The sequence below is a fragment of the Pseudomonas nitroreducens genome (assembly GCF_014204515.1).
Taxonomy (GTDB): Bacteria; Pseudomonadota; Gammaproteobacteria; order Pseudomonadales; family Pseudomonadaceae; genus Pseudomonas; species Pseudomonas nitritireducens_A.
In genome coordinates this window covers 19398-46394 of the sequence record NZ_JACHLI010000029.1, presented here as the reverse complement: position 1 = coordinate 46394, position 26997 = coordinate 19398, and the positions used below count along the sequence as shown (strand labels likewise).

Annotated in this window: 22 protein-coding genes; 9 read left to right on the top strand and 13 right to left on the bottom strand. The window is 66.7% G+C overall.

The features are described 5' to 3' along the window. Positions 1 to 9: 9 nt before the first annotated feature. From hflC to HNP46_RS27090, 9 genes are all read right to left on the bottom strand, one after another. On the bottom strand, positions 10 to 879 hold the full coding sequence (gene hflC, locus HNP46_RS27130) for a protease modulator HflC (RefSeq protein WP_184595205.1): 870 nt from the start codon (positions 877 to 879) through the stop codon (positions 10 to 12). Continuing rightward, positions 879 to 2051, bottom strand: a complete 1173-nt coding sequence (hflK, locus tag HNP46_RS27125) for an FtsH protease activity modulator HflK (protein ID WP_184595202.1) — start codon at positions 2049 to 2051, stop codon at positions 879 to 881. Before hflK ends, hflC begins: the two co-directional genes overlap by 1 nt. Before the next feature lie 95 nt (positions 2052 to 2146). Further along, positions 2147 to 3448, bottom strand: coding sequence for a ribosome rescue GTPase HflX (gene hflX, locus HNP46_RS27120; RefSeq protein WP_184595200.1), 1302 nt, complete (start codon positions 3446 to 3448; stop codon positions 2147 to 2149). A gap of 12 nt (positions 3449 to 3460) precedes the next feature. Further along, positions 3461 to 3709, bottom strand: coding sequence for an RNA chaperone Hfq (hfq, locus tag HNP46_RS27115; RefSeq protein WP_017520393.1), 249 nt, complete (start codon positions 3707 to 3709; stop codon positions 3461 to 3463). A gap of 106 nt (positions 3710 to 3815) precedes the next feature. Continuing rightward, positions 3816 to 4778, bottom strand: coding sequence for a tRNA (adenosine(37)-N6)-dimethylallyltransferase MiaA (gene miaA / locus HNP46_RS27110; RefSeq protein WP_184595198.1), 963 nt, complete (start codon positions 4776 to 4778; stop codon positions 3816 to 3818). A gap of 95 nt (positions 4779 to 4873) precedes the next feature. Next, complete coding sequence (gene mutL / locus HNP46_RS27105) at positions 4874 to 6781, bottom strand: DNA mismatch repair endonuclease MutL (RefSeq protein ID WP_184595196.1); 1908 nt, start codon at positions 6779 to 6781, stop codon at positions 4874 to 4876. After that, a complete protein-coding gene (amiB, locus tag HNP46_RS27100) occupies positions 6778 to 8208 on the bottom strand; it encodes an N-acetylmuramoyl-L-alanine amidase AmiB (protein WP_184595194.1) in 1431 nt (476 codons plus the stop codon). The genes mutL and amiB overlap by 4 nt, the downstream gene beginning before the upstream one ends. Positions 8209 to 8215: 7 nt before the next feature. Beyond that, positions 8216 to 8683, bottom strand: coding sequence for a tRNA (adenosine(37)-N6)-threonylcarbamoyltransferase complex ATPase subunit type 1 TsaE (gene tsaE / locus HNP46_RS27095; RefSeq protein ID WP_184595192.1), 468 nt, complete (start codon positions 8681 to 8683; stop codon positions 8216 to 8218). After that, positions 8671 to 10167 carry an NAD(P)H-hydrate dehydratase gene (locus HNP46_RS27090; protein WP_184595185.1) on the bottom strand — a complete coding sequence of 499 codons (1497 nt, stop codon included), beginning with the start codon at positions 10165 to 10167 and terminating at the stop codon, positions 8671 to 8673. Before HNP46_RS27090 ends, tsaE begins: the two co-directional genes overlap by 13 nt. Before the next feature lie 104 nt (positions 10168 to 10271). Here HNP46_RS27090 and queG point away from each other — a divergent pair, with 104 nt between their 5' ends. Beyond that, positions 10272 to 11333 (top strand): tRNA epoxyqueuosine(34) reductase QueG, encoded by a 1062-nt coding sequence (queG, locus tag HNP46_RS27085; protein WP_184595183.1) that lies wholly within the window; start codon positions 10272 to 10274, stop codon positions 11331 to 11333. 63 nt (positions 11334 to 11396) lie between these two features. Here queG and orn read toward each other — a convergent pair whose 3' ends face one another. Beyond that, on the bottom strand, positions 11397 to 11939 hold the full coding sequence (orn, locus tag HNP46_RS27080; protein WP_184595181.1) for an oligoribonuclease: 543 nt from the start codon (positions 11937 to 11939) through the stop codon (positions 11397 to 11399). 89 nt (positions 11940 to 12028) lie between these two features. On the opposite strand from orn, the gene rsgA reads away from it, so the two are divergent. Next, positions 12029 to 13060 carry a small ribosomal subunit biogenesis GTPase RsgA gene (gene rsgA, locus HNP46_RS27075; protein WP_184595179.1) on the top strand — a complete coding sequence of 344 codons (1032 nt, stop codon included), beginning with the start codon at positions 12029 to 12031 and terminating at the stop codon, positions 13058 to 13060. Positions 13061 to 13298: 238 nt separating this feature from the next. On the opposite strand, the gene motB is transcribed toward rsgA, so the two are convergent. Beyond that, entirely contained in the window at positions 13299 to 14369 is a 1071-nt protein-coding gene (gene motB, locus HNP46_RS27070; protein WP_184595177.1) for a flagellar motor protein MotB, read from the bottom strand. Between the two features lie 15 nt (positions 14370 to 14384). Further along, positions 14385 to 15236 (bottom strand): flagellar motor stator protein MotA, encoded by an 852-nt coding sequence (gene motA, locus HNP46_RS27065; protein ID WP_184595175.1) that lies wholly within the window; start codon positions 15234 to 15236, stop codon positions 14385 to 14387. A 121-nt stretch (positions 15237 to 15357) separates the two neighbouring features. Here motA and HNP46_RS27060 point away from each other — a divergent pair, with 121 nt between their 5' ends. From HNP46_RS27060 to HNP46_RS27035, 6 genes are all read left to right on the top strand, one after another. Next, positions 15358 to 16881: an HDOD domain-containing protein gene (locus tag HNP46_RS27060; protein WP_260403280.1), complete on the top strand. Its 1524-nt coding sequence runs from the start codon at positions 15358 to 15360 to the stop codon at positions 16879 to 16881. A 114-nt stretch (positions 16882 to 16995) separates the two neighbouring features. Then, a complete protein-coding gene (rhdA, locus tag HNP46_RS27055; protein ID WP_184595173.1) occupies positions 16996 to 17811 on the top strand; it encodes a thiosulfate sulfurtransferase in 816 nt (271 codons plus the stop codon). A gap of 3 nt (positions 17812 to 17814) precedes the next feature. After that, a complete protein-coding gene (gene asd / locus HNP46_RS27050) occupies positions 17815 to 18684 on the top strand; it encodes an archaetidylserine decarboxylase (RefSeq protein ID WP_184595171.1) in 870 nt (289 codons plus the stop codon). Between the two features lie 75 nt (positions 18685 to 18759). Next, entirely contained in the window at positions 18760 to 19728 is a 969-nt protein-coding gene (locus HNP46_RS27045; protein ID WP_184595169.1) for an HPP family protein, read from the top strand. 137 nt (positions 19729 to 19865) lie between these two features. Beyond that, positions 19866 to 21674, top strand: a complete 1809-nt coding sequence (locus HNP46_RS27040) for a molecular chaperone (RefSeq protein ID WP_184595167.1) — start codon at positions 19866 to 19868, stop codon at positions 21672 to 21674. A 65-nt stretch (positions 21675 to 21739) separates the two neighbouring features. Then, the gene (locus tag HNP46_RS27035; RefSeq protein WP_184595164.1) at positions 21740 to 23824 is read left to right on the top strand and encodes an EAL domain-containing response regulator; all 2085 of its coding nucleotides are present in this window, start codon (positions 21740 to 21742) and stop codon (positions 23822 to 23824) included. A 179-nt stretch (positions 23825 to 24003) separates the two neighbouring features. Here the strand turns inward: HNP46_RS27035 and serB are convergent, their stop codons facing one another. Beyond that, complete coding sequence (serB, locus tag HNP46_RS27030; RefSeq protein WP_184595162.1) at positions 24004 to 25215, bottom strand: phosphoserine phosphatase SerB; 1212 nt, start codon at positions 25213 to 25215, stop codon at positions 24004 to 24006. Positions 25216 to 25439: 224 nt separating this feature from the next. On the opposite strand from serB, the gene HNP46_RS27025 reads away from it, so the two are divergent. After that, positions 25440 to 26996 (top strand): AhpA/YtjB family protein, encoded by a 1557-nt coding sequence (locus tag HNP46_RS27025; RefSeq protein ID WP_184595161.1) that lies wholly within the window; start codon positions 25440 to 25442, stop codon positions 26994 to 26996. Position 26997 lies beyond the last annotated feature (1 nt).

The window sequence follows — 26997 nt, the reverse complement described above, 5'->3', positions numbered from 1 at the left end:
GACTTTGACTCAAGGTTTAGCTTTTTCCAGATAGCGGAAGAACTCGTTGCTCGGATCGAGCACCAGCACGTCCTTCTTGTCGGCAAAGCTTTCGCGATAGGCCTTGAGGCTGCGGGTGAAGGCGTAGAACTCCGGATCGGCGGTGTAGGCCTTGGCGTAGATCGCCGCTGCCTTGGCATCGCCGTCACCGCGGGTCTCTTCCGACTCGCGATAGGCCTCGGCCAGCAGCACGCGGCGCTGACGGTCGGCATCCGCGCGGATACCCTCGGCCAGTTCGCGACCCTTGGCGCGGTGCTCGCGGGCTTCCCGCTCACGCTCGGTGCTCATGCGCTCGAACACGCTGCGGTTCACTTCCTTGGGCAGGTCGATGGCCTTGACGCGAACGTCCACCACCTCGATACCCAGCTCCTTCTGCGCCATGCGGTTCAGCGAAGCGGTGATATCGCCCATCAGCGCATCACGCTCACCCGACACCACTTCGTGCAGGGTGCGCTTACCGAACTGGTCACGCAGGCCAGCCTCCAGACGGCGGGACAGACGCTCGTCGGCAATCTGCTTCATGCCCGAGGTCGCGGTGTAGAAGCGCTCGGCATCGGAGACGCGCCACTTGGCGTAGGCGTCGACCATCACCGCTTTCTTCTCCAGCGTGAGGAAGCGCTGGGTCGGCGAATCCAGGGTCAGCAGGCGGCCGTCGAACTTGCGCACCGTGTTGACGTACGGAATCTTGAAGTGCAGGCCGGGCTTCACGTCCGGCTCGACCACGCGACCGAAGCGCAGCAGCACGGCGCGCTCGGTCTGCTGCACCACGTAGACGCTGCTCCAGAGTGCAACAGCAACCACCACACCCGCGATGAGGGCGATCAGGGACTTGTTACTCATCAGCGACTCTCCCGGGTACGCGTGTCACGCTGCTGCAGGTCGTTGGCGACGCGCGAACCGATATCCGGCGTGCTGCTGCTCGCGCTCGGCGTGCTGCTCGGGGTTGCCGAACCGCGGCCATCCATCATCTTGTCCAGGGGCAGGTAGATCAGGTTGTTCTGACCCTGCTGACTGGTCACCAGCACCTTGCTGGTCTGGCTCAGGACGTCCTGCATGGTGTCCAGGTACAGACGCTGACGGGTCACGTCCGGCGCCTTGTGGTATTCGCCGGCCAGCTTGGCGAAGCGATCCGCCTCACCCTGGGCACGGGAGACCACTTCATCGCGGTAGCCGTTGGCTTCCTCGATGATGCGCTGGGCCTGACCACGGGCTTCAGGCACCACGCCGTTGGCGTAGGCTTCGGCCTGGTTCTTCTCGCGCTGCTCGTCCTCGCGGGCACGGATCACGTCGTCGAACGCTTCCTGTACTTCACGCGGCGCGGCGGCGCTCTGGATGTTCACCTGGGTCACCGTGATACCGGTCTTGTAGGTATCGAGGAAACGCTGCAGGCGATCACGCACCTCGGTGGCCATCTGTTCACGGCCTTCGGTGAGGATCTTGTCCATGGTGGTGGAGCCGGCCACGTGGCGCAGGGCGCTTTCGGTGGCGTGCTGCAGGCTCACTTCCGGCTGATCGACGTTGAGCACGAAGTCCTTCAGGTTGCTGACCTTGTACTGCACGGTCAGCGGAACCTCGACGATGTTCTCGTCCTCGGTGAGCATCTGACCCTGCTTGCTGTAGGCACGCTCGCGGGTGACGTTCTCCTGGAACTTCTTGTCGATCGGCGGGAAGTAGATATTCAGGCCGGGGCCCACGGTCTCGTGGTACTGACCGAAGCGCAGGATCACTGCCTGCTCCTGCTCGTCCACCACGTAGATGGCGTTGTACAGCCACAGCACGGCGAGGATCGCCAGGCCGATACCGAACAGCCCGAGGCTGCCGCCCCGACCACTGCCGCCACCACCCGAACCACTGCCGCGCTTGGGTTTGCCGAAAATTCCGTTCAGGCTGTCTTGCAGCTTGCGGAACGCTTCATCCAGATCAGGAGGACCCTGGCGACCGCCACCACGGCGTCCACCCCAGGGGTCCTGGTCGTTCTTGTTCGAGTTGTCACCCGGCTCATTCCAAGCCATAGCGCTCTCCATCTGATAACGCGAAAACGCGCCTACGGCGCGCCCACCTATGCTACCGAATGCCCCTTACCCTGCCAAAAACAGTGTGCCGGGCTTTATTGCAAAGTGTGTTGCGCAATGAACTCCGCCGGCTGCCAGCCTTCGCGGCTCACCATGCGGTTCAACTCGACACGCGGCAGGCGGACCTGCAATACGGCGCGTCCCTGTTCGTCGTGATCTTCCGACTGTACCGCACCCAGCTCGAAGAACTGAGCCCGGAGTCGCCCCAGGCGCTGCGGCAGGCACAAGGTTCCCACGAACATGTCCTCCCCCAGCAGCTCGGCAATCGCCTGCTCCAGCAGCTCCAGCCCGCGCGACTCGCGCGCCGACAGCCAGACGCGGACCGGCTTGCCCAGCTCGTCGCGCTGGATCATCGGCTGGATGTCCGGCAGCAGGTCGATCTTGTTGTACACCTCGAGCATCGGCAACTCGTTCGCGCCGATTTCCTTGAGTACGGCCAGCACCTGTTCGATCTGCGCATCGCGATCCGGCTCGTGGGAGTCGATCACGTGCAGCAGCAGATCGGAGTTGCTGGATTCTTCCAAGGTAGCTCGAAACGCCTCCACCAGCTTGTGCGGCAGGTGGCGAATGAAGCCCACGGTATCGGCCAGCACGACCGGTCCGACGTCATCCAGCTGCAGACGGCGCAGGGTCGGGTCGAGGGTGGCGAACAACTGATCGGCCGCGTAGACCTCGGAAGTGGTCAGCGCATTGAACAGCGTGGACTTGCCGGCGTTGGTGTAGCCCACCAGGGATACCGCCGGAATTTCTGCCCGGCGACGGCCGCGACGGGCCTGCTCACGCTGGCTGCGGACTTTCTCAAGACGCGACTTGATCTGACGGATGCGCCCACGCAGCAGGCGGCGGTCGGTTTCCAGCTGGGTTTCACCCGGGCCACGCAGGCCGATACCGCCTTTCTGGCGTTCAAGGTGAGTCCAGCCGCGCACCAGGCGCGTGCTCATGTGTTCGAGCTGGGCGAGCTCCACCTGCAGTTTGCCTTCGTGGGTACGGGCGCGCTGGGCGAAGATGTCGAGGATCAGCCCCGTACGATCGAGCACGCGACATTCGAGCGCTCGCTCGAGGTTGCGCTCCTGGCTCGGCGTGAGGGTGTGATTGAAGATGATCAGCTCGACCTTCTCGGCGTGGACTAGGTCGTGCAACTCTTCGACCTTGCCGCTGCCGATCAGGTACTTGGCTGAGGGCTGATGGCGCGAAATGCTGACGAAAGCAACCGATTCCGCGCCTGCCGAACGGGCCAGCTCCTGGAATTCCTGCGGGTCTTCGCGCGCCTCGGGGTCCTGACCTTCCAGATGGACCAGAATGGCCCGTTCCCCACCACCCGGGCGCTCAAAGAACAAGGCGGACTCCCGTCAAACGTTGCCCGGCTCGGCCGGTTGATCACCGGTGGGCAGGCGCACGGGGCGGCTGGGAACCACGGTGGAAATCGCATGCTTGTAGACCATCTGGCTGACAGTGTTCTTCAGCAGGATGACGAACTGGTCGAAGGATTCGATCTGACCCTGCAGCTTGATGCCGTTGACCAGGTAGATGGAAACCGGAACGCGTTCTTTGCGCAGGGTATTGAGGTAAGGGTCTTGTAGCGAATGCCCTTTTGACATATGCCGCACTCCTTGTAAGGGTATGAATCTGATTTAGTAGTAGTCGAATTTGGCTTAACGCCGTCCTGAACCCCAAGGATAGACGGCCGGAATTAAGGTCTCGAGCCTATATGGAGACCGCCTCAAAGTATTTCAAGGCACGCGGCAAATTGTCGCTTGCCTGACTGTCCAACCAGTGTAGATCGCTCCAGCTGCGGAGCCAGGTGAACTGGCGCTTGGCCAGTTGTCGCGTGGCGATGACGCCGCGCTCCACCATCTCAGCGTAGGACAGTTTGCCCTCGAGGTAATCCCATACCTGTCGGTAACCCACCGCTCTTATGGACGGCAGCCCCACGTGCAAGTCACTTCTTGCGCGAAGGCGTTCGACCTCGGCGATGAAGCCCTGTTCCAGCATCTGGTCAAAACGTTGCGCGATGCGCTCGTGCAACACCTGGCGCTGCAGAGGCGCGATCGCCAGATGAGCCACAGTATACGGTAATTGTCCACCGCCTTGCGCGCCGAAACCCGCATTTTCGCTAGCCTGGCGCTGTCGGTGTGCAGTCATGGACATACCGCTTACGCGATAGACCTCAAGGGCTCGAACAAGGCGCTGGGGGTCGTTCGGATGAATGCGTGCAGCCGACTCCGGGTCAACGCTGGCCAGCTCCTCATGCAGCGCGCCCCAGCCTTCGGTGGCAGCGCGGGCTTCCAGCTCGGCACGCACGGCGGGGTCGGCGCTGGGCATGTCGGCCAGGCCTTCCAGCAACGCCTTGAAATACAACATGGTGCCGCCCACCAGCAGGGGAATCTTCCCGGCTGCGGTGATCTCGGCCATGGCCGCCAGGGCGTCGGCGCGGAATTCCGCGGCCGAATAGGCCTCGCTGGGGTCACGGATGTCGATCAGACGGTGCGGGAACTCGGCCAGCACCTCCCGCGGAGGCTTGGCGGTGCCGATGTCCATGTCGCGATAGACCAGCGCCGAATCCACGCTGATCAGCTCCACCGGCAGCAGACGCGCCAGCTCCAGCGCCAGGTCGGTCTTGCCGGCGGCAGTGGGGCCCATGAGAAATATCGCGGGAGGCAGGGACATCGGAGGCTCGTTATTACTGAACGCAGGTTATTGCGCACTGCTGAATCGATTGGCGCGCAGTTTACTGCACTTTCCTGAACGCAAGCTTACGAAGATCAACGTCCGCGCAGGAAAAGCTTGTCCAGTTCGTCGAGCCCCAGCTGGGTCCAGGTCGGCCGGCCGTGGTTGCACTGGCCGCTGCGCTCGGTCACTTCCATGTCGCGCAGCAGGCCGTTCATCTCCGGCAGGGTCAGGCGGCGATTGGCGCGCACGGCGCCGTGGCAGGCCATGGTGCCGAGCAACTCGTTGAGGTGCGCCTGGATGCGGTCGCTGGTGCCGTACTCCAGCAGGTCGGCGAGCACGTCGCGCACCAGCTGGGTGGCTTCGGCCTGTTTGAGCAGCGCGGGAATCTGACGGATCGCCAGGGTTTCCGGGCCGAGCCGCTGCAGCTCGAAGCCGAGCCTGGAGAACCAGGCCCCATGTTCCTCGGCGCAATCCGCCTCGCGCTCGCTGACGGCAATGGACTCCGGCACCAGCAGCGGCTGGCCGCGCAGGCCTTCGCTGGCCATGGCGGTCTTCAGGCGCTCGTACATGATCCGCTCGTGGGCGGCGTGCATGTCCACCAGCACCAGGCCGTGGGCGTTCTCCGAGAGGATGTAGATACCCTTGAGCTGCGCCAGGGCATAGCCCAGCGGCGGCACGTCCTGGCTGCTTTCCGGCAGCGCCTGCGGCGTTTGCTCGGACAGCGGGGCGAAGTAGGCCTTGTAGGCGCCCTGGGCCTCCTGGATCGGCGGCATTTCCGGGCGATTGGGCTGGTAGCTGTAGCCACCGCCGCCTCCACCGGAACCACCCGATGTCGCGCTCGGCTGCCAGGCGCGCGCGGCAGCCGGGGCTTCCAGTACCGTCTCGGACAGGCGCATCTCGCCCTGCGGGCCGAACTCGCCGGCTTCCGCTCCGGTGGGGCGCGGCACGGTCAGGGTGGTCGCTCCCGGCGGCGCCAGCTGGTCGTCCGGACGCACTTCCGCCAGCGCCCGGTGCAGGGTGCCGTAGAGGAAGTCATGGACCATGCGACCGTCGCGGAAACGCACTTCATGCTTGGTCGGGTGAACGTTGACGTCCACCACCGACGGATCGACCTCGAAGAACAGCACGAAGGTCGGATGACGGCCGTTGTACAGCACGTCGCGGTAGGCCTGGCGCACCGCGTGGGCGACCAGCTTGTCGCGCACCATGCGGCCGTTCACGTAGAAATACTGCAGGTCCGGCTGGCTGCGCGAGAAGGTCGGCAGGCCAACCCAGCCCCACAGGTGCAGGCCGTTGCGCTCCACTTCGATGGGCATGGCCTGTTCGAGGAAGCCGGAGCTGCACACGGCGCCCACGCGTCGGGCACGGGAAGCTTCGTCCCGGGCTTCATGCAGCGAGAGGATGGTCTTGCCGTTGTGGCGCAGGTGGAAGGCCACGTCGAAGCGCGCCAGCGCCAGGCGCTTGATGACTTCCTGCAGGTGGTCGAATTCGGTCTTCTCGGCACGCAGGAACTTGCGCCGCGCCGGGGTGTTGAAGAACAGGTCGCGCACTTCGATGCTGGTGCCCACCGGGTGGGCCGCCGGCTTCACCGTGGACTCCATGTCGCGGCCCTCGACTTCCACCTGCCAGGCCTGCTCGGCATCGGCGGTGCGGGAAGTCAGGGTCAGGCGCGAGACGGAGCTGATCGAGGCCAGCGCCTCGCCACGGAAGCCCAGGCTCATCACCCGTTCCAGGTCTTCGAGTTCGCGGATCTTGCTGGTGGCGTGGCGCGCCAGGGCCAGCGGCAGGTCGTCCGCCGGGATGCCGCTGCCATCGTCACGCACGCGCAGCAGCTTGACGCCGCCCTGCTCGACTTCGATGTCGATGCGCTTGGCGCCGGCGTCCAGGCAGTTTTCCAGCAGTTCCTTGATCACCGACGCAGGTCGTTCGACCACTTCGCCGGCAGCGATCTGGTTCGCCAGCCGCGGTGTGAGCAGCTGGATGCGGCGAGCGTCAGTCATTGCTGCGACGCCAGGGAGGTGCCCGGAATCTTCAGCACCTGGCCGATCTTCAGCTCATCGCTCTTGAGCGAGTTGGTGCTGCGGATCGAAGCGGTGCTGACATCGAAGCGGCTGGCCACCATCGCCAGGCTGTCGCCACTACGCACGACGTACTCGCGCGGGCCGGAAGCCAGCTGGCCGCCATCGCGCAGCGAGGCGATGTAGGTGCCCGGCGGCGGGGTCTGCACGAAGTACTGGCGCACGCCGGCAGCAATGGAGCGCGCCAGCGCCTGCTGGTGCGAGCCGCTGGCCAGCTTGGCGGATTCGTTGGGGTTGGAGATGAAGCCGGTTTCCACCAGGATCGACGGGATGTCCGGCGACTTCAGCACCATGAAGCCGGCCTGCTCCACGCGACGCTTGTGCAGCGGGGTAACACGGCCGACGCTGGTCAGCACCTTGTGGCCGACGTCCAGGCTGGAAGACATGGTGGCGGTCATCGACAGGTCGAGCAGTACGCCGGCGAGCATCTTGTCCTTGTCGTCGAGGTTCACGCCGCCGTCGCCGCCGATGAGGTCGGAGCGGTTTTCCGTGTCGGCCAGCCAGCGGGCGGTCTCGGAGGTAGCGCCACGATCGGACAGGGCGAACACCGAGGCACCGAAGGCGCTGCGGCTGGGCGCGGCGTCGGCATGGATGGAGACGAACAGGTCTGCGCCCTTCTTGCGAGCGATCACGGTGCGGTTGCGCAGCGGGATGAAGTAGTCGCCGGTACGCGTCAGTTCGGCGCGGAAGCCCTTCATCTGGTTGATCTGCCGTTGCAGTTCGCGGGCGATCGACAGGGTGATGTTCTTCTCGTGCAGGCCGTTCGGGCCCAGCGCGCCGGGGTCTTCGCCGCCGTGGCCGGCGTCGATGGCGATGACGACATCGCGCTTGCCGCCGCTGCTCGGCGCGGGAATCTTGGCGACCGACTGCGCAGGGCTGACCGGCGTGGCAGGCACGCTGGGGGTCGGGGTCGCGGGGACGTCCGGGGCGATGTCGGCGCCCTGGTCATAAAGGTCGACGACCAGGCGGTTGCCGTACTGCTGGTTGGGCGGCAGCACGAAGCTCTTGGGCGTGACCGAATTCTTCAGGTCCAGCACCAGGCGCAGGTCGGTGGGCGAACGTTGGGCGGAACGCATCGCGGTGATCGGTGTGTTGCTCAGCTTGAGCTTGTCGAGGGCGGCGGCCATCTGCGCGCCGTTGATGTCGACGACGATGCGATTGGGCGCACTGAGGGTGAACAGGCTGTGCTGCACGGGACCGGACAGATCGAACACCAGGCGCGTGTTGTCCGGCGCACGCCAGATGCGCACGCTCTTGATTTGCGTGGCGGCAGAAACCTCACCGGCAACGAATGCCAGCAGAACGGACACCCCGATAAACAACGCCCGAAGGCGCAACCCCCAACCCATCTTTTTTCTATGCTCCCGTGGCCAGGGCGGCACACCAGGCTTCGCCCCGTGTTCCGTGCGGGTCGAGGCGCAGCATGCGTCCGCCCGCATGCGGAACAATGGTAATGTCCATGTCGGCCTTTGGCAAAATGCCTTTGCCGCGTTCGGCCCACTCGATCAGGCACAGGGCATCGCCTTCGAAGTAATCGCGGATGCCGAGGAACTCCAGTTCCTCCGGATCGGCGAGGCGGTAGAGGTCGAAGTGGAAGGCGCGCAGATCGCCGATTTCGTAGGGTTCGACCAGGGTGAAGGTCGGGCTTTTGACCGAGCCGCCATGGCCCAATCCCCGCAGGATGCCGCGCGACAGCGTGGTCTTGCCCGCCCCCAGGTCGCCGTGCAGGTAGATGATCCCGCGGCCAGCGGTCGCCTCGGCGATCCGCCGACCGAGGTCGACCATGGCCTCTTCGCCGTCGGCGAACAGATTCAGTTCAGGCATGGGCACAGCTCCTCGAGCAACTGACGAACGGCAGGAATCAGATCAGCGGCAGCCAGGCCGCGGCCTTGCGCGCCCAGCGACTCGCCGGCACGCGCGTGCATCCAGACCGCCAGGCAGGCGGCATCGAAAGTAGGCAGCCCCTGCGCCAGCAGCGCGCCGAGGATGCCGCAGAGCACGTCACCCAGCCCGGCGCCGGCCATGGCGGGATGGCCGTGGTTGCACAGCGCCAGTCGGCCATCCGGGGAAGCAACCAGCGAACCGACGCCCTTGAGCACCACCACGGCCTGGTAGCGCTGCGCCAATGCGTGTGCGGCCCTGGGCCGGTCGGCCTGGACCTCGGCGGTGGAAATACCCAGCAGGCGCGCCGCTTCGGCGGGATGCGGGGTGATCAGCCAGTCGCCGGACGGACGGGAAACCAGACCCTCGGCCAGCAGATTGAGCGCATCGGCATCCCACACCTGTGGGCGATCGAGGCTGGCCGCCGCACTGACCTGCACGCGCCCCCAGGCCTCGCGACCAACGCCCGGCCCAACGATCAGTACGTCCGCACGCTCGGCGAGGCGCAGCACTTCGGCCGAGGACGACACACCGCGCGCCATCAGCTCGGGCCGGCGCGCCAGCACAGCCGGCACATGGGCGGCGCGGGTCGCCAGGGAAACCAGCCCAGCGCCACAGCGCAGCGCGCTTTCCGCTGCCAGCAGCACGGCGCCGCCCATGCCGGTATCGCCGCCGATCACCAGGACATGGCCGAACTGGCCCTTGTGCGCTGCCTTGGGGCGCGCGGCCAGCCGGGCGAGAGAAGCCGGTGCGAGACGGCGCGCCAGGCACTCATGGGGGATCAGCGCCGGATCGGCATCGAGCCCGTCGAAGACCAGTTCGCCGCACTGATCCGGGCCCTCGGCCGTGAACAGGCCGAGCTTGAGGCCGATGAAGGTCACGGTCAGGTCGGCCTTCACCGCACAACCGAGCACGCGCCCGGTATCAGCGCTGAGGCCGGAGGGAATGTCCACGGCCAGCACCGGCAGGCCGCTGCTGTCGATCGCCGCGATGGCCGCAGCATAGGGAGCGCGTACTTCGCCTCCCAGGCCGGTGCCGAGCAACGCGTCCACCAGTACGCCGCGCAGTTCGGCGTTCTCACTCCAGGCTTCGATATCCACGCCGACCGAGCGCGCTTCGCCATGGGCCGAAGCGGCATCGCCGGAGAGGCGCGAGGCATCGCCCACCGCCAGCACGCGCACCTTCCAGCCAGCACGCTGGGCCAGGGCGGCGATCAGGTAGCCATCGCCGGCATTGTTGCCATGGCCGGCCAGCACGGTGATCTCGTCGGCATCCGGCCATTGCCGGCGCAGGGCGCGCCAGGCGCCGTGGGCAGCGCGGCGCATCAGTTCGAAGCCGGGCGTGCCGGCGGCGATCAGGCGCGCGTCGAGGTCGCGCACCTGCTGGGCGCTGTAGAGGTTCAGGGGCAGTTCGTCGTGGGCAGTCATCGCGGTTCCGGGCGGCAGAATGTGTCGCCTTGGCGTAGGAACGGGCCGACGCCGGCAAGGTCTGGCAGAATTATACGCACCCCGACTTCCGTTTCCCGCCTTCCATGCACGATTCAACGCTCGACTACGCCGACCTCGCCCGCTCCATCAAGGACTGGGGGCGCGAACTCGGCTTCCAGCAGGTCGGCATCAGCGGGCTCGACCTGGAAGAACACGGCGCGCACCTGCAGCGCTGGCTGGACGCGGGCTACCACGGCGAGATGGACTACATGGGCGCCCACGGCAGCAAGCGCTGGCGGCCGGACGAACTGGTACCCGGCACCCTGCGGGTGGTTTCGCTGCGCATGGACTACCTGCCCGGCGACACGCGCATGGCGCAGGTGCTGGGCGATGGCGAGAAGGCCTACGTGTCGCGCTACGCCCTGGGCCGCGACTACCACAAGCTGATCCGCAAGCGCCTGCAGCAGCTGGCCGAGCGCATTCAGCAGCAGGTCGGGCCGTTCGGCTTCCGCGCCTTCGTCGACAGCGCGCCGGTGCTGGAGAAGGCCATTGCCGAGCAATCGGGCCTGGGCTGGATCGGCAAGAACACCCTGGTACTGAACCGCAAGGCGGGCAGCTACTTCTTCCTCGGCGAGCTGTTCACCGACCTGCCGCTGCCGGTGGACGAGCCGCACGGCACGGAACACTGCGGGCGCTGCTCGGCCTGTATGGACATCTGCCCCACCGCCGCCTTCGTCGCGCCCTATGTGCTGGATGCGCGGCGCTGCATTTCCTACCTGACCATCGAGCTGAAGGGCCCGATCCCCGAGGACCTGCGCCCGCTGATCGGCAACCGTGTATTCGGCTGCGATGACTGCCAGATGGTCTGCCCGTGGAACCGCTTCGCCCGCGCCACCGACCAGGGCGACTTCCAGCCGCGCCACAGCCTGGACAATGCCGACCTGGCGGAGCTGTTCCTGTGGACGGAAGAGCAATTCCTCAGCCGCACCGAGGGCTCGCCGTTGCGCCGCGCCGGTTACGAGCGCTGGCTGCGCAATCTGGCGGTGGGCCTGGGCAATGCGCCTTCGACCATCCCGGTGATCGAGGCGCTGCGCGCGCGACGGGAGTTCCCTTCGGAACTGGTGCGCGAGCATGTGGGGTGGGCGCTGGCGCGCCACGGGCTTTAGGCTACAGGCTACAGGCGAGCGTGCTCTAGCCTGCGGCTTGCAGCCTGCCGCCTGCAGCCGCTCTCAGAGCTTGATGAAATGCTCGCGGTAGTAGCGCAGCTCGGCGATGGACTCGCGAATGTCATCCAGCGCCAGGTGGGTGTTGCCCTTCTTGAAGCCGTCGCGCACCGACGGCGCCCAGCGCGCGGCCAGTTCCTTGAGGGTGGAGACGTCCAGGTTGCGGTAGTGGAAGTAGCCTTCCAGCTTCGGCATGTGGCGATAGAGGAAACGGCGGTCCTGGCAGATGCTGTTGCCGCAGATCGGCGAACTGCGCTTGGGCACCCACTTTTCCAGGAAGGCGATGGTCATGGCTTCGGCTTCGGCCGCCGAGATCGTGCTTTCGCGCACGCGCTGGGTCAGGCCGGACTGGCCGTGCTGGCGGGTGTTCCACTCGTCCATGCCGGCGAGCAGCTCCTCGCTCTGGTGCACGGCGATCACCGGGCCTTCCTCGAGGATGTTCAGGTCGCTGTCGGTGACGATGGTCGCCATCTCGATGATGACGTCCTTGTCCGGGTCCAGCCCGGTCATTTCCAGGTCGATCCAGATCAGGTTCTGCGGGTTCTGCATGATGGGGCTCCTCAGCTCAGCCCTCTAGTTTAGCGGGAAGCGGGCGTGCGCATGCTAAACTGCGGCGCGATTTTCCCTGTGGATACCCTATGGCCAAGCGTCACCTCACCCGCCGGCAGAGCTGGCGGATCGAAAAAGTCCAGGAAGAGCGTGCTGCCCGCGCTGCCAAACGCGAATCGCGTGCCCTGGAAGAACTGGAAGGCGGCGACCTCGGCCCGGAACAGACCGGCCAGGTGATCGCCCACTTCGGGGTGCAGGTGGAAGTCGAGGCCCAGGACGGCGACGCCGCCGGCCAGGTATTCCGCTGCCACCTGCGCGCCAACCTGCCACCGCTGGTGACCGGCGACCAGGTGGTCTGGCGCCCGGGCAACCAGGGAATCGGCGTGATCGTCGCGCAACTGCCGCGTACCTCCGAGCTGCGCCGCCCGGACATGCGTGGCGTGCTCAAGCCGGTGGCGGCCAACGTCGACCGCATCGTCATCGTCTTCGCCCCGCGCCCCGAGCCCCACGCCAACCTGATCGACCGCTACCTGGTGGCCGCCGAGCACGCCGGGATCAAGCCGCTGCTGCTGCTGAACAAGGCCGACCTGATCGACGAGGAGAACGCACCCTTCCTCGACTCGCTGCTGGGCACCTACCGTGAGCTGGGCTACCCGCTGCTGGAGGTCTCGGCCGCCAACGGCCTGGCGCTGGACGCCCTGCGCGCCGCGCTGAACGAGCACGTCAGCGTGTTCGTCGGCCAGTCGGGCGTGGGCAAGTCGTCGCTGGTCAACGCGCTGCTGCCGGGCGTCGATACCCGCGTCGGCGACCTCTCGGAAGTCACCGGCAAGGGCACCCACACCACCACCACCGCGCGGCTGTTCCACTTCCCCGCCGGCGGCGACCTGATCGACTCCCCCGGCATCCGCGAATTCGGCCTCGGCCATGTCAGCCGTGACGACGTGGAAGCGGGCTTCATCGAGTTCCACGACCTGCTCGGCCACTGCCGCTTCCGCGACTGCAAGCACGACCGCGAACCGGGCTGCGCGCTGCTCAAGGCGCTGGAGGATGGACGCATCTCGCCACAGCGGATGGCCAGCTACCGGCATATCCTCGCGAGCTTGCCGGAAGATGAGTATTGATCGGCGGGTGACTCCGCAGCGGCGGCGTTGTCCGAACCTGTAGGAGCGGAGCTTCTCCGCGAAATCCCGGCGTAGCCGGGACAGTTGTCAGGGCTGGAGAGCCGGCCTGGTGGCCGGATCGCGGACAAAGTCCGCTCCTACCAGAGCACTTGTCGCTAATCTTGTAGAGCGCATAAAGCGTTCCGCTTCATCCGTCCTACACGAAGAAGGCCAGCTTTCCAGCTGGCCTTCTGCTTTCTCACTGCTGCTTGTTCAGCTCATCGAGCTTCAGCGTGCCGCCGTCGTCGAACAGGTTGAGCTTCTGCTTGAGTTGGTCAGGTGGTAACGGATCGGCCTGGCCGTTCGCCGGTTTGGCTGGCGCGCCGCCCGGCGGTGTCGGCGCGACTGCACCCGGAGCGCCAGCCGGCGCCGCGCCCTCGGCCGGTTTCTCGGCGCCGCCATCCTGCCCTTCGATGGCGCGCTGGGCCTTCTTGGTCAGGACGATGATGTCGATGCGGCGGTTCACCGGGTTGAGCGGTTTGTCGCGGTCGAACAGCGCGGACGAGGCATAGCCCACCACGCGGGCGATCTGGTCTTCCGGGTAGCCGCCGGCTTCCAGCGCGCGGCGCGCGGCGTTGGCGCGGTTGGCCGAAAGCTCCCAGTTGCCGAAGTCGCCGTTGCCAGCGTAGGGCTTGGCGTCGGTGTGGCCGCTGATGCTGATCTTGTTCGGTACCTGCTGGATGGTCTCGGCCAGCGCCAGCAGGATGTCTTCGAAGTAAGGCTGCAGACGCGCGCTGCCCAGGTCGAACATCGGCCGGTTGTCCGAGTCGACGATCTGGATGCGCAGGCCGTCCTGGGTGATCTCGAAGAGAATCTGGTCCTTGAAGCGCTTCAGGGTCGGGTTCTCGTCGACCTTGTTCTGCAGCTCCTGCAGCAGCAACTCCAGACGCTCCTTCTCCACCTGCTCGGCGACGTCCTGGGCCTGCTGCTCGGTGATCTTGGCATTCTCGTCCGGGTTGATCCGCGTCTCGTCGGCATCCGGCTGGGCCTGGATCTGCGGGTTCAGGGTCTTGTCCGGCGCCGGCGTCGGCGTGCCGCCCAGGTCGATGACGTAGGGGCTGGCGCTCTCGGTGAAACCGATGGGGTCCTGGAAGTAGCCGGAGATGGCCTTCTTCTGTTCCGGCGTGGCCGAGGACAGCAGCCAGAGCACGAGGAAGAACGCCATCATGGCGGTGGCGAAGTCGGCGAAGGCGATCTTCCAGCCACCGCCATGGTGGCCGGCGGCATAGCGCTTGATGCGCTTGACGATGATCGGCTGGTTGTTATCCATGCGTCAGACGACCCATCAGCGACCGCGAACGGCCTGCTCCAGCTCGCTGAAGCTCGGACGGTGCGCCGGCAGCAGCACCTTGCGGCCGAACTCCACCGCCAGCGACGGCGGCATGCCGGAAGCGGACGCCACCAGGCAGGCCTTGATCGCCTCGTACAGGTTCAGCTCTTCCTTGGCGTCGTGCTCCAGGGCGTTGGCCAGCGGGCCGACGAAGCCGTAGGCGGCGAGAATACCGAGGAAGGTACCCACCAGCGCCGCAGCGACGTGGTGGCCGATCTCGGCCTGGCTGCCCTGGCCGAGCAGGGACATGGTGATCACGATACCCAGTACCGCGGCGACGATACCGAAGCCGGGCAGGCCGTCGGCGACGCGGGTCACCGCGTGGGACGGGTGCTCGAGGTCTTCCTTGAGGCTCCCCAGCTCCATGTCGAACAGGCCTTCCAGCTCGTGGGGCGCCATGTTGCCGGAGGACATGATGCGCAGGTAATCGCAGACGTACGCGGTCATGCGTTCGTCCTTGAGCAGCGCCGGGTACTTGCTGAAGATCGGGCTGGCGGCCGGGTCTTCGACATCGGCCTCGATGGCCATCATGCCTTCGCGGCGGCTCTTGTTGAGCACCTCGTAGAGCATGCCCAGTACTTCCAGGTAGAAGGTGTGGGTGAAGCGGTTGCCGAACATCTTCGGCGCCTTCTTCAGCACGGTCATGAAGGTGCTGCCGGGGTTCGCCTGGAGAAACGCACCCAGCGCGGCGCCGCCGATGATCAGCACTTCGAACGGCTGGATGATGGCCGCGATCTTGCCGCCCGAGAGCATGAAGCCCCCGATGACACTGCCGAGGATGACGATGATGCCGATGATTTTTGCCATGAGGACCGGACTGAAACTGTGGACAAATTGAGAGGCACGAATCCCGCCTCCCTGTTGTTATCGGAGATTTCGGGCAAGACTATAGGCCGAAAACACTAAAAACCAGTTCGGCGCCTCACGCATGTCCAAGCAAATGCTTCAACCAGAGCGTCTCAAGGCCTGGCTCGACCAGCTGGAAGATCTGCCTTTGCCGGTTCCGCTGGAGCAGCGCGACGACATCCGCCGTGCGCTGAACGATAGCCGGCGCTCGATCCGCGACATCGCCGACCTGTTGCAGGACGCGCCAACCCTGGCCTTCGCCATCCTGCGCGAGGTCAACCGCGCCGAAAGCGCGCGGGACAACCCGGCGGAAAGCCTGGAAGTCGCCCTCAATCGCCTGGGGCTGGCCCGCGCCAGCCAACTGCTCGACAGCCTGCCGGCAGTGCCCGAGGCGCAGATGCCGCGGGCGCTGAGCCAGCTACTGCTGATCAGCCGGCACGCCATGCAGCAGGCCAGCGGCCTGTTCGCCAACCGCCTGGCGCGGCTGTGGCAGGAAATCCACTGGGGCAGCCTGTTCACCCTCGCTCCGCTGTGGGCGCTGGCCACCGCCCGCCCGGAGCTGATCGAAGCCTGGCAGCGCCAGGTCTACGGCCTGGGGCGCTGCAGCAGCGAGGTCGAACTGGAACTGCTCGGCACCCGCCTGCTGCCGCTGTGCCGCGAACTCGCCCAGCGCTGGCGCCTGCCGGACTGGGTAGCCCAGGGCTACGCCCTGCTCAGCGACGACAAACGTCTGCTGGTACGCGCGCTGCATGTGGCGCACACCGAACATGAAGCGCTGGGTCAGCAGCAACGCCTGGATGCCGATCCGGAACTGCAACGCTGGCTGACCCGTCCTGCCAACACCATCCTGCTGGCCAACAGCATCGCCATGGCAGCGCACCAGTCCTGGGGCGGCGTGCACATGCTGCGCTGGCAGCGCCTGACCTGCCTTTACCTGCAGATGCCGCTGGATGAACTGCAGCAGACCGTCCATGGCCTCGCCGCACAGAGCGCGCGGCGCCACGCCCGGCCGCTGCTCTGGCACCCCGCCCAGGCGCTGCTCTGGCCCTGGGACGCCAAGCGCTGGCTGAACGGCCCGAAGGCCGAGGAGTCGGCCAAGGCACCGGACACCCTCGCCGACTGGCGCCAGCACTGCACCCGCCTGATGCAGACGCCCAGCCCGTTCGGCAACGCCGTGCAACTGCTCGACTGCGCCAGCGCCGCGTTGCAGGCCTGCGGACTGCAACGCGGGCTGATCCTGCTGGCGGACAAGGGCGGCAGCTGGCTGCAGGCGCGCCGGCATTTCGGCCTGGACAGCGAGATCGGCGACTTCAAGCTGGAGGTGGCCGCCAGCCCGGTGCTGCGCAAACTCCTGCAACAACCCGGTCAGCTGCGCCTGAGCCCGAGCAATATGGCCGAGTTCTCGGCGCTGATCCCCGGTTCGCTGAAGGCCCTGCTGCCCAGCGAACACCTGCTGCTGCGCTCGCTGGGCAACGGCGCGCGGGTGGTCATGCTGGTGGTCTGCGACCGCCACGGCCAGCCGCTGGCCGACCTCCACGCCCAGGCCTTCGGCCGTACCGTGCAATGCATCGAGCACGCGGTGAAGCAGATGGCGCGGGGCGGCTGAACCACGAAAGCTTTGCGCCCCGCCGCGCCGCCTTTAAACTGACCGCCCTCACGGGGTAGCCCAGGGCGCCTGCTCACGTTGCCTCCCCCACCTTTTCCACCGGGAGACTCCGCCATGTCCGCCTTCTCCGCCCTGCCGCTGGTGATCGAACCGGCCGAGCTTGCCAGCCGTCTCGACGCTCCCGAACTGATCCTGGTCGACCTCACCAGCGCCGCGCGCTACGCCCAGGGCCACATTCCCGGCGCCCGCTTCGTCGCCCCCGCGCGCACCCAGCTGGGCGGCACCCCGGCTCCGGGCCTGCTGCCGGCCAAGGCCGACCTGGAAGCGCTGTTCGGCGAGCTGGGCCACAACCCCGCTGCCGTCTATGTGGTCTACGACGACGAAGGCGGCGGCTGGGCCGGCCGCTTCATCTGGCTGCTGGACGTGATCGGCCACGACAAGTACCACTACGTCGACGGCGGCCTGCACGCCTGGCTCGCCGACGGCCTGCCGCTCTCCGAGGACGTCCCGGCGCCGGCCGGCGGCCCACTGCCGCTGACCCTGCACGACGAACCCACCGCCACTCGCGAATACCTGCAGAGCCGCCTGGGCGCCGCCGACCTGGCCGTCTGGGACGCCCGCAACCCCAGCGAGTACAGCGGCCAGAAGGTCCTCGCCGCCAAGGCCGGCCATGTGCCCGGCGCCGTCAATTTCGAATGGACCGCCGGCATGGACCCGGCCCGCGCCCTGCGCATCCGTACCGATATGCCGCAGATCCTCGAGGACCTGGGCATCACCAAGGACAAGGAAGTGATCACCCACTGCCAGACCCACCACCGCTCCGGCTTCACCTACCTGGTGGCCAAGGCCCTCGGCTATCCGCGGGTCAAGGGCTATGCCGGATCCTGGTCGGAATGGGGCAACCATCCCGACACCCCCGTAGAGGTTTAAGGAATGTCGTTCAAAGATCGTCTGTTCATCCTCAGCCAGTACCTGCTGCCGCATCACCTGCTGTCGCGCCTGATCGGCTGCGCCGCGGAATGCCGCGCGCCCTGGTTCAAGGACCGCCTGATCCCCTGGTTCGCCCGCCGCTACCGGGTGGACATGCGCGAAGCCCAGGTCGAGGACCTGGCGGCCTACGAACACTTCAACGCCTTCTTCACCCGTGCCCTGAAGGACGGCGCCCGCCCGCTGGACGAAACGCCCGGCGCGGTGCTCTGCCCCGCCGACGGCGCCATCAGCCAGCTCGGCCCGATCGAGCACGGCCGCGTGTTCCAGGCCAAGGGCCACAGCTACAGCCTGATGGAACTGCTGGGCGGCGACGCCGAGCGCGCCGCGCCGTTCATGGGCGGTGAGTTCGCCACCGTCTACCTGTCGCCCAAGGACTACCACCGCGTGCACATGCCGCTGGCCGGCACCCTGCGCGAGATGGTCTACGTGCCGGGCCGGCTGTTCTCGGTGAACCAGCTGACCGCCGAACAGGTGCCGGAGCTGTTCGCCCGCAACGAGCGCGTGGTGTGCATTTTCGACACCGAGCGCGGGCCGATGGCGGTGGTTCTGGTAGGGGCGATGATCGTCGCCTCCATCGAAACCGTCTGGGCCGGTCTGGTCACACCGCCCAAGCGCGAGCTGAAGTCGTTCTCCTACGACGAAGCCGCCCGCGCGCCGATCCATCTGGAGAAAGGCGCCGAGCTGGGCCGCTTCAAGCTGGGCTCCACCGCCATTGTGCTGTTCGGACCGCAGCAGGTGAGCTGGGCGGAAAACCTCGCCGCCACCAGCGCCGTGCGCATGGGCGAACGCCTGGGTAGCGCGCGCCAGGGCTGAGCCCCGCGGCAATAAGGCGGGCGGCCCACGAGCTGCCCGCCACTGTTCTTCGCCTCATCGTGCTAGTGATCTGCCATGAATCGTTTCCTGCACCTGATGGGATGGCGGGCCAACGCCACCAGCCATCTGGAAAAATGGCTCTCCGCCCTCGGAGCGCTGTGCGGCATCGCCGTCATCTACGCCGTTACCCACTGGGTCCTGCCCAGCGAAGCCGCCATCTGGGTCGTTGCCTCCATGGGCGCCAGCGCCGTGCTGCTGTTCGCCGTCCCCCACGGCGCGCTGTCGCAGCCCTGGGCGGTGCTCGGCGGCCAGGTCCTCTCGGCCATCGTCGGGGTGATCTGCCAGAAGCTCTTCCCCGGCCAGCCCTTCACCCCCGCACTCGCCGTCGGCGCGGCGATCCTGGTCATGCACTACGCCCGTTGCATCCATCCACCGGGTGGCGCCACCGCGCTGGCGGCGGTGTCCGGTGGGCCGGCGATCAGCGCCCTGGGCTTCCACTATGTACTCAGCCCGGTGCTGCTCAACGTGGTGCTGATCCTGGCCGTCGCCGTGGCCTTCAACGGCCTGTTCGCCTGGCGCCGCTATCCCGCACCGCTGGCGCGTCTGCCGGCCAGCCCGAAGCTGCCCGCCGGCCCCGCGCCGGAAGACCTCTACCACGCGCTGCGCAAGATGGATTCCTACATCGACGTGCAGTTCGACGACCTGCTGAAGATTCTCCAACTGGCCCAGGAGCACGCCCAGGCGCAGCGCCTGAACGCCGAAGACATTCTCCTCGGCGCCTGCTACAGCAACGCCCTGAGCGGTGACGCCTGGGCCGTGCGCCAGGTGATCGACGACCACCCGGACCAGCGCGGCCGCCAGGACCAGCTGGTCTACAAGGTGGTGGCCGGCGCCGGCAAGGGCAACACCGGCGTCTGCCGCCGCCAGGACCTGCTCGACTGGGCCGCCCACGCCGTACTCGCCCAGGGCGACGGCTGGGTGCGCAGCAGCGCGCAGGACTCCGCCCGTGACGCATTGAAGCGGCAGATCACCGGGACTTCGTAACGCGCCTGATACAGCGTCGCACCAGCCGGGCGATGGGCTGCGGTGGGCGGCGGATGCTGCTAGAGTTCGGAAAAAGCCGACAGCTATGACCAACTGGCTCGTACAACGGGCCAGCTTGTGGAGAAACCATTCCAACCATGGACAACAGTCCCCAGCAGTTTCTACGTGTCCCCACGCCGACGCACGAGAGCCTGAGTTTCTGCAACGCCAACACGCGCGAGCTGAAAAACTGGCTGGACCATCTGCCCAAGGCCAACCTGGGGGAGACCGCGCGCCAGCTCTACCAGGGGCTGATCGAGCTCAATCAGCTCAAGCTCCCGGTGGAGACGCGCCTGCAACTGCTGGAACTGATCCGCCCGGAAGTCCACTTCGTCTGCCACAACCTGGAACGGCACTTCCTCAACCAGTCCATCGTCCTCGACGAGCGTCCGCGCAAGGTCGCCAACCTCTGCCAGGCCCTGCAGAACCACCTGGCCATCGGCTACAAGCTGATCGCCGTGCGCGAGGCATCGCGCTTCACCCGCGAACGCGCCCAGGTGATGACCGCCGCCATCCAGCGCGCCATCCGCAGCCTCTGCGGCCCGCTGGTGCGAGCCTCGCAGCTGTACTGCCCGGTACCCGAACACCTCTGGCTGGAGCTGCATCAGCTCTACCAGCTCGCCCGCCAGCACGGCCTGCAGAACACTCCGGTGCGCGATGCCCTGGCGCGGCAGTCCCAGGGGCTGTCCATCGAGCAGTCCTACCTGGTGGCACTGATGCTCGGCTCGTCGCGCTGCAACCAGATGCGCCAGAACAACATCGCCCGCGTCGCCGAAGTCCTCGAAGGCTGGAGCTCGCAGGTCAGGGTGCAGGCCGCCGACCAGCCCTCCACCCTGTTCGTGGTGATGCCGCAGGTCGACGGCCCGCCGCGCTACCGCACCCTGTTCAAGGAAAGCGATCTCGGCGGCGGCCTGGGCATCGACCCGCAACCGCTGGTGGACCAGATCCGCGAATACCTGATGCTCAGCGCCGAGGACCGTCCCAAGGCGCGCCTGAAGGTCCCCGAAGGCGTCAGCATCGACCTGCTGCAGCACCTCGCGGCGGCCTGGGGCGACATCGCCGAACGCACCTTCAACCGCACCCCCGGCCAGGGCCAGCTGACCCTGTGCATCGGCATGAGCGCCCTGCACTACTTCCTCGCCGGGCGCCGCAGCTTCGCCGACGTACTGAAGATCCAGGTGCAGGAGCAGGCCCCCTCCTTCAAGGCGGAGACCAACGATGCCTGGTCCAGCGCCTTCGATGCGCAGAAGGTCAACGACTGGCAGCCCGGCATGCCGCTGGAGGAAATCGAATACACCGCGCCGCGCAGCAGCGAAGACACCGGCGTCAGCTCGACGCAGGAAACCCCGCGCGACGACTACCCGATCTACACCCTGGCCATCGTCAACCACAGCCCCGGCGGCTACTGCCTGACCTGGCCGAAGGAAATCCCCAGCCAGCTGCAGGCCGGTGAACTGCTCGGCATCCAGGATTCCCCGGAGCAGAGCTGGAGCATCGCCGTGGTGCGCTGGATCCGCCAGGTACGCGGTGGCGGCACGCAGATGGGCATCGAGCTGATCGCTCCGCTGGCCCAGCCCTGCGGCCTGCAACTGCTGCGCAAGACCGAACAGGGCAGCCAGTACCTGCGCGCCCTGCTGCTGCCGGAAATCGCCGCGATCTCCCGCCCGGCCACCGTCATCACCCCGCGCCTGCCCTTCCAGGAAGGCAACCGCGTGCAGATCAACCTGCAGGGCGACGAGCGCCGCGCCAGCCTGACGCGCAAGGTCACCGCCACTGCCAGCTTCACCCAGTTCGAATACCAGGCGCAGGACGCGGCGGGCGCCCCGAGCGATAAGCCCATCACAGCACCGAACGCTCGTGGGCCTGGCGGGGAGGAAGACTTTGACTCGCTGTGGAAGTCTCTGTAGATTCCGGAGACTTCCCATTCGTCGCCTTTTTGCTGCCGTCCAGCGCGGTATAAGCAGCCTTCCCCATGGCCAATGAAAAGAAAACCATCCGCCTGCTGATCCTGGAAGACTCGCAGAACGAAGCCGAGCGCCTGGTCAGCCTGTTCCGCAACGCCGGTCGTGCGACCCGCGTCCACCGCATCACTTCCAGTGAAGACCTGACGGACGTCCTGCCCCAGGGCTGGGACCTGCTGATCGCCGCCCCCGAAGCCGAGGCGCTGGATCCCAGCGAAGCGCTGGGCGCGATCCGTCGTCAGGCCAAGGACATCCCCTTCATCCAGCTGGTCGGCGGCAACGATTCCGACGCCGTCACCGAGGCCCTCGCACTCGGCGCCCAGGATGCCCTGCCGCAGGGCGAGGATGAACGCCTGATCCTGGTAGCCAACCGCGAGCTGGCCAACCTCGAGGAGCGCCGCGCGCGACGCTCCGCCGAAGTCGCCCTGCGCGAAGCGGAGAAGCGCTGCCAGTTGTTGCTCGACAGCTCGGTGGACGCCATCACCTACGTCCACGACGGCATGCACATCTACGCCAACCGCGCCTACGTCGGCCTGTTCGGCTACGAGGACGCCGAGGAACTGGAAGGCATGCCGATGATCGACCTGATCGCCGGCTGCGACCAGGGCAACTTCAAGGATTTCCTCAAGGGCTACCACCTCACCAAGGAAAGCGGCGAAGACAACGTCGAGCTGGCCTGCAGCGGCATCCGCAGCGACGGCCAGGCCTTTGCCGCGCGCATGACCTTCTCGCCGGCCACCTACGACGGCGAGCCGTGCATCCAGGTAGTGATCCGCGCCGAGACCGACAACGCCCAGCTCGAAGAGAAGCTGCGCGAAGTCAGCAGCCAGGACCTGGTCACCGGCCTGTACAACCGCGCGCACTTCCTCGACCTGATGGACAGCGCCGTGGAGCGCGCAGTGACCGCCGGCCAGCCGGCGACCTTCGCCTACATGCAGCTGGACCGCGCCCAGGCCCTGCAGCTCAACCTCGGCGTGGCCAGTATCGACCTGCTGCTGGCCGACCTGGGCAACCTGCTGCGCGGCCAGTTCCCCGAACAGGCGCAACTGGCGCGCCTGAGCGACGACGTGTTTGCCGTGCTGCTGCCAGGGGAAGACCCGGAGCAATCCGGGGCGCGCTTCCAGGCACTGCTGAAGAAGGTCGAGAGCCACCTGTTCGACATCCACGGCCGCACCGCCCAGGTCACCCTGTCCATCGGCGTCGCCGGCCTGGACGAGAAGACCACCCGCGCCCAGGACGTCATCGAGCGCGCCCATCGCGCCGCCGACGAAGTGGCGCAGAAGGACGGCAACGGCCTGAAGACCTACAACCCGGCCGATGAACTGGCCGCCGCCGCCTACCGCGGCGATATCGCCGCGATCATCCGCCAGGCGCTGGAGCAGAACAGCTTCCGCCTGCTGTTCCAGCCGATCATCAGCCTGCGCGGCGATACCCACGAACACTACGAAGTGCTGCTGCGCCTGCTCAATCCGCAGGGCGAGGAAGTGCCGCCGGCGGACTTCCTCAATGCGGCGAAGACTGCCGGGCTGTCGGAGAAGATCGACCGCTGGGTGCTGCTCAACTCGATCAAGCTGCTCTCCGAGCACCGTGCCAAGGGCCACGAGACCAAGCTGTTCGTGCACCTCTCCGGCCCCAGCCTGCAGGACCCCGAGCTGCTGCCGTGGCTCAGCGTGGCGCTGAAGGCTTCGCGCCTGCCGGCCGATGCGCTGATCGTGCAGATCAACGAGCCGGACGCCATCGCCTACCTGCGCCAGGCCAAGGCGCTCAGCCAGGGCCTGGCCGAGCTGCACTGCCAGATCGCCCTGTGCCAGTTCGGTTGCGCGCTGAACCCGTTCAACACGCTCAAGCACATGAATGTCGACTTCGTGAAGGTCGACGGCTCCTACGTGCAGGACCTGAGCGCCGCCGAGAACCAGGAAAACCTCAAGACCCTGATGGCCAGCCTGCATGCCCAGGCCAAGCTGACCATCGTGCCCATGGTGGAAAGCGCCAGCGCCCTGGCCACGCTCTGGCAGGCCGGCGCCAACTACATCCAGGGCCGCTACCTGCAGGGCCCGAGCCAGGCGATGGACTACGACTTCGCGTCGGACGAGTAGTCACCGTGCAGTTTCGGCATTGGGGGAGAAACCATCGCGGACGGAGTCCGCTCCTACGTCCGGCCTTGGCGTAGGAGCGGACTCTGTCCGCGATCGGGTTCACTTCACAGCGTGCCCATGCCAAACAAAAAAGCCGCCCCAAGGGGCGGCTTTTTCATTCCGGCGTTGAGCAGCGCCAGTCAGGCGCCTTCGCGGTCACGGAAGCCCAGCAGATAGAGGATGCCATCCAGCCCGAGGGTGGAGATCGCCTGCTTGGCCGACTGCTTGACCAGCGGCTTGGCGCGGAAGGCCACGCCCAGGCCGGCCAGGCCGAGCATCGGCAGGTCGTTGGCGCCGTCGCCCACGGCAATCGTCTGTTCAAGCTGCAGGCCTTCCTTCGCCGCCAGCTCGCGCAGCAGGTCGGCCTTGCGCTGGGCGTCGACGATGGGCTCGATGGCCACGCCGGTCAGCTTACCGTCGACGATCTGCAGTTCGTTGGCGAACACGTAGTCGATCCCCAGCTTGGCCTGCAGCTGCTTGGCGAAGTAGCTGAAACCGCCGGAAAGGATCGCAGTCTTGTAGCCCAGGCGCTTGAGTTCGGCGAACAGGGTCTCGGCGCCCTCGGTCAGACGCAGCGACGCGCCGATCTCTTCCAGCACGTCCTCGGAGAGGCCCTGCAGCAACGCCAGGCGCTCCTTGAAGCTGGCGCGGAAATCCAGCTCGCCGCGCATGGCGCGCTCGGTGATTTCCGAGACCTGCTCGCCGACGCCGGCGGCCTTGGCCAGCTCGTCGATCACCTCGGCCTCGATCAGCGTCGAGTCCATGTCGAACACCGCCAGGCGACGGTTGCGGCGGAACACCGAATCCTGCTGGAAGGCGATGTCGACGTTGAGCTCCTGGGCCACGCTGAGGAACTCGGCGCGCAGGGCGGCCGGATTGGCGGGCTCGCCACGCACGGAGAACTCGATGCAGCCCTTGCCCTGGTCGGCCGGCATGTCCAGCGGCATGCGCCCGGACAGGCGATCGATCTGGTCGATGTTCAGGCCGTACTTGGCGGTGATCGAGCTGACCCGCTGCAACTGCTCGGCGGTCACCCGCCGGGTCAGCAGGGTGACGATGTGGCGGGGCTTGCCCTGGCCACCGACCCACAGGCGGTAATCGTCTTCGGACACCGGCGTGAAGCGCACCTGCTGGTCGAGCTTGTAGGCCGTGAACAGCACGTCCTTGAGCACCGACTTGGCCCGCTCGTCATCCGGGATTTCCACCAGGATGCCGAAGGACAGGGTGTCATGGATCACCGCCTGGCCGATGTCGAGGATGTTCACGCCGCCCTGGGCGAGGACGCCGGTAATGGCCGCGGTGAGGCCGGGGCGGTCTTCCCCGGTGATGTTGATCAGGACGATCTCGCGCAAGGCGCTGTCTCCGCCATGGAAAAAAGGCCGACATTCTACCTGCTTTCACCGCCGGCGGATGCTCCGCTCGCCCCCTGGAAGCACGGCGCCGTCGATCGGAATGGACGCAGGTTCGGCGGCCCACGCCGACTTTCGCCGCCTTGACAGCGCCTGCGGCGCTTTGCCCCCCGGTAGGGCCTCGTTATACTGCCCGGCATCTGCCCTTAAAGAAGACCGAGCCCGCTGTGACCCGGCCCACCTCCGTCAAGCCCGACAATTTCTTCCTGCTGCTCTTCCACGCCCTGCGCCAGCGCCGCGTGCCGATCGCCTTGCGGATCGCCATCCACGGTCTGCTGCTGGTGGCCGCCGCCCTGGTGATCTACGCCTGGGTGATGGGCATGCAGTTCAAGCAGGCCATGCAGCAGCAGGCCGATGCCCTGGGCCAGAGCCTGACCACGCAGACGGCACAGTCCGCCACCGAGCTGCTGGTGTCCAACGACATCCTCAGCCTCAACGTGCTGCTCAACAACCTGACCAAGAACCCGCTGGTGGCCCACGCCGCCATCTACAGCGTGGACAACCGCATCCTCGCCGAATCCGGCACCCGCCCCAAGCAGGGCCTGCTGGGTGATGCCGAGGGCCTGTACTCCACGCCCATCACCTTCCAGGAAGTGATCGCCGGGCACCTGCGCATCAGCCTCGACATGCACCAGTTCGAGCAGCCGATGACCGTCAGCCTGCAGAGCATGGGGCTGATCAGCCTGATCCTGCTGCTGCTCACGCTGACCTTCGGTCTGCGTCTGGGCCGGCAGATTTCCACACCCCTGTTACAGCTTCGTGTCTGGCTGCGCGACCCGGACGACCCCGCGCCGGGCGCCGACCTGCAGAACGAGATCGGCGACCTCGCGCGCCAGCTGCAGTCGCGCCTGGTACCGGAGAAGCCGCCAGCGCCCGAGCCGGTGGTCAGTGCCCCTGCGCCGCGGCCGAAGGCTGCGCCCAAGGCCGCCGCCAAGGAGCCCGCACTGGGTGACGTCCAGGCCGGCGATGAGCACGAATTCGACGAAAACATCTTCTCCGACGACGAACTGCTCGCCCCCGCAGCCCGCCGCAAACCCAGCGCCGATGACGACTTCCCCGAGGAAGAATTCGCGGCACTGGCTGAGGATGAGACCGACGACGAGATCGGCGTCGAGGAAGAGCCCGAAGCCGAGCCGGAGCCGGTTTCCGCCGGCACCAGCGCCGTGCTGGCCGTGCAGCTGGGCGCCCAGGAACAGCTGCGCCGCCTGCCCCGCGCGCGTCTGGTGGACCTGCTGGAGCGCTACCGTGACTGCCTGGAACAGGCCGCGCGCCTGTACAAGGGCACGCTGTACACCCTCAGCGACGGCGGCAGCCTGATCCTCTTCCACAGCCGCGACCAGGACGAGGAATTCCTCACCAACGCGCTGTGCTGCGGCGAGCTGATGCGTGCCCTGGGCCATGCCCTGCAGATCGAGGTGGCCGACAGCGGCATTACCCTGCAACTGCAACTGGGCCTGGTGCTGGGCGAGGACGTCGCCGACCTGGAGCAGGCCGAGCTGCTGCAGGACAGCGCCGCCCAGGACGCCCTGGCCCTCAGCCAGCACAGCCGCAACCTGCTGCTGGTGGAGAAATCCATCGGCGACGACGAAAAAGTCCGCGAGCGCGCACGCATCCGTCCGATCGCCAGCCCGGAAAATGCCTGCTGTGTGGAGTGGCTGAAAGAGCCTTATCCTTCGATGCTCGAACGCCAGCTGTCGCGCATGCGCGCACTGCGCACCACCTGAC